Source organism: Saccharopolyspora sp., assembly GCF_017434145.1.
In the GTDB taxonomy this organism is placed as follows: Bacteria; Actinomycetota; Actinomycetes; order Mycobacteriales; family Pseudonocardiaceae; genus Saccharopolyspora_C; species Saccharopolyspora_C galaxeae.
Genome location: NZ_JAFRFW010000348.1, coordinates 1 through 3328, shown reverse-complemented (window position 1 = coordinate 3328; position 3328 = coordinate 1). Strand labels below are relative to the sequence as shown.

Genomic DNA, 3328 nt, shown 5'->3' with positions numbered 1-3328 from the left:
TGCAGCAGGCGCAGCAGATGCCAGGAGTCCAACGCCAGCACGGCTCGGCCGAGACCTCGCGCGCGGGGACCGGCACCGGTGAGCCGCAGGCCGCGGCCGCCGGGGTTCGACGCGGTCTCGACTTCGAGCTCCGCGGGCGAATCCAGCACGCCGGATACGAGATCGGGCTCGGCGGACCCGGGGGAAGCGGTGGCGGGTTCAGCCGAGTCGCGCGGCGGAGGCGGCGCGACCGTGCGGGCGTACCGGGCCGCTTCGGCCGGGGCGGCGCCGCGCAGCAGTGCGCGCTGCATCTGTTCGAGCCGGGCCACGTCCTCCGGGCCGTAGCGGCGGTGCTTGCCGGAGCTGTGCTCGCTGGGGCCTAATCCGTACCGGCGGTCCCAGGTCCGCAGGGTCGCGGGAGCGACGCCGAGCCTGCGCGCGACGGCCGCGACGGTCAGCCGGGGCTCGTCGGCTTCCAGGCTGATCACTTCGGCGCCGACCGATTCGGCGCTGCCCGCTTCGATCCCGTCGGCAGCCGCATCGGGGTCAGCTGCATCCGGGTCGGCGCCTGCGCTCATCCGGTCGTCCACCCCGGCGCCCGAGATCGCTTCGCGCCAGAGTTCTTCGTCGGCCGCGCGGTGCCGCGGCTGGTTCCGCTCCGCCACTGGTTGATCGTCTCCCGGTTCGCCGGAGGCACGCGAAACGATCTCACGCCAACCGGCGCCGTCGCACTGCTCGCCGATGATCTCCGCGGGCCGACGATCGTGATCTTCGAGCTGATCGGACCCCTCGCCGCGCCCTGCCGGGCCGCCCGAGCGGTCGGCAAGTCCGGGATCGGCCTCCTGGACGGCGTCGTGCCGCCCGATCAGGGGTTCCTGGCGCATGGTCACCCGGCCATGTTCCGGATCGCGGCGGCCGGTGGCAAGCACGTCCGACGGGATGCCACCGGTCAGAGATCACTCGACAGTGAACAGCTTTCGGCGCGAAAGGGGTTGAACAAGTATTGGCGCGGTTCTACCTTGGATCATGCGAGGCCGTGGCGAACCCGTCGCGGCAGGGAGGGGACTCCACCGGTGGGAGGTGGTTTTCGCAATGGCGGACACTCGGCGTCTTCCAGGCCCGAACGCCGACATCTGGGACTGGCAGATCAAGGGTTCGTGTCGCGGCATGGACAGCGCGTACTTCTTCCATCCCGACGGCGAGCGCGGCCCGGCCAGGGCGCGGCGCGAGGCGAAGGCGAAAGAGGTGTGCCAGCACTGCCCGGTGCTCGAGCAGTGCCGCAGGCACGCATTGGCGGTGCAGGAGCCCTACGGGATCTGGGGCGGGCTCTCCGAATCCGAGCGGGAGATCATCATCAAGACCCGCAAGCGCCGGGTCGCGGCACTGGCCGGTTGATGGGCCCGTCGCACAGCTAGGGCCCGGCTCCGGGCTCGGGCGTGGTGGCCGCGCGCGGCAGTGGCGGCGCCACCCGGGAACGGCGAACCGGATGACAACGAGGGGCGTCATCCGCTTCGCACCCGAGGCAGGCGCGAAAAAGATCAGGGGCGGCACCCGTGGGTGCCGCCCCTGATCGCGTTTCCGGCGGTAACCGCGGCGCTGCGACAACGCCGGCGGTTGGAGCGCCGAGTCAGTGCGAGTGGCCGTGGCCCTGCCCGGCCGACTCCTCTTCCTCCTCCGGCTTGTCCACCACGGCGCTCTCGGTGGTCAGCACCATGCGCGCGATGGAGGCCGCGTTGGCGACCGCGGAACGGGTCACCTTCAGCGGGTCGACGACACCCGGCCCGATCAGGTCGCCGTAGGACAGCGTCGCGGCGTTGTAGCCGGAGCCCCAGTCCAGGTCGCGGACCTTGGAGACCACGACGGCGCCTTCCTCGCCCGCGTTGTGCGCGATCCAGTACAGCGGGGCCTCCAGCGCCTTGCGCACCAGCCGGACACCGGTGGCCTCGTCACCGGTGCGGCCGAGGCCGTCCTCGAGCACCTTGGCCGCGTGGATCAGGCTGGACCCGCCGCCGGGCACCGAGCCCTCCTCGGCGGCGGCCTTGGACGCGGCGACGGCGTCCTCGATCCGGGACTTGCGTTCCTTGAGCTCGGTCTCGGTGGCCGCACCGACCTTGATCACCGCGACGCCGCCGGCCAGCTTGGCCAGCCGCTCCTGCAGCTTCTCGCGGTCCCAGTCGGAGTCGCTGGCCTCGATCTCCTTGCGGATCTGCTCGACGCGGGCCTGCACGTCGTCCTTGTTGCCGCGGCCGTCGACCAGCGTGGTGTTGTCCTTGGTGACGGTGACGCGCCGGGCGCTGCCCAGCACCTCTTCGCCGACCTCGGAGAGCTTGAGCCCGACCTCGGGGGCGATGACCTGCGCGCCGGTGACGGCGGCGAGGTCGTCCATGAACGCCTTGCGGCGGTCGCCGAAGTACGGGGCCTTGACCGCCACGACCTTGAAGGTCTTGCGGATCGCGTTGACGACCAGGGTGGACAGCGCCTCGCCCTCGACGTCCTCGGCGACCAGCAGCAGCGGCTTGCCGTTCTGCGCGATCTTCTCCAGCAGCGGCAGCAGCTCCTGGATGTTCGAGATCTTCTCCCGGTGCAGCAGGATCTGCGGGTCCTCCAGGACCGCTTCCTGCCGCTCGGAGTCGGTGACGAAGTAGGGCGAGACGAAGCCCTTGTCGAACTGGACGCCCTCGGTGACCTCCAGCTCGGTGGCCAGCGTCGAGGACTCCTCGATGCTGATCACGCCGTCGTCGCCGACCTTCTCCATCGCCTCGCCGACCAGCGAGCCGATGTTCTCGTCGCGGGACGAGACGGTGGCGATCTGGGCGATGTTGTCCCGGCCCTTGACCGGGGTGGCCTTCGCCTTGAGCTGCTCCTCGACCGCGTCGGCGGCGGCCTGGATGCCGTTGCCCAGGTAGGCCGGGTTCGCACCGGCGGCGAGGTTGCGCAAGCCCTCGCTGACCAGCGCCTGCGCCAGCACGGTGGCCGTGGTGGTGCCGTCGCCCGCGACGTCGTTGGTCTTGGTGGCGACGTTCTTGGCCAGCTGCGCGCCCAGGTTCTCGTACGGGTCGTCGAGCTCGACCTCGCGGGCGATCGTGACGCCGTCGTTGGTGACCTGCGGCCCGCCGAACGACTTGTCCAGCACGACGTGCCTGCCGCGCGGGCCGAGGGTCACCTTCACCGTGTCGGCGAGCTGGTTGACGCCGCGTTCCAGCGAGCGGCGGGCTTCCTCGTCGAAGGTGATCTGCTTAGCCATGGTTCAACAGCCCTTCAGAATGGGGATGTTCGATGCCGGTCCGCGCCCGCTCCGGCGCGAGCCCCGCCCGGCGGTCCGCGCGGTCGGCCCCGGATTCGTCCGGGG

General features: G+C 71.2%; 3 protein-coding genes. 1 reads left to right on the top strand and 2 read right to left on the bottom strand.

Annotated elements, in window-relative coordinates; all coding sequences use genetic code 11:
* Window positions 1-869: MerR family transcriptional regulator (locus IJH84_RS09640; protein WP_295142927.1), on the bottom strand; the 869-nt coding region annotated here is incomplete at its 3' end.
* 202 nt (window positions 870-1071) lie between these two features.
* Between IJH84_RS09640 and IJH84_RS09635 the strand changes: the two genes are divergently transcribed.
* The gene (locus IJH84_RS09635) at window positions 1072-1374 is read left to right on the top strand and encodes a WhiB family transcriptional regulator (RefSeq protein WP_200068482.1); all 303 of its coding nucleotides are present in this window, start codon (window positions 1072-1074) and stop codon (window positions 1372-1374) included.
* A 232-nt stretch (window positions 1375-1606) separates the two neighbouring features.
* On the opposite strand, the gene groL is transcribed toward IJH84_RS09635, so the two are convergent.
* Entirely contained in the window at window positions 1607-3223 is a 1617-nt protein-coding gene (gene groL / locus IJH84_RS09630) for a chaperonin GroEL (protein WP_200068481.1), read from the bottom strand.
* Between the last annotated feature and the right edge of the window lie 105 nt (window positions 3224-3328).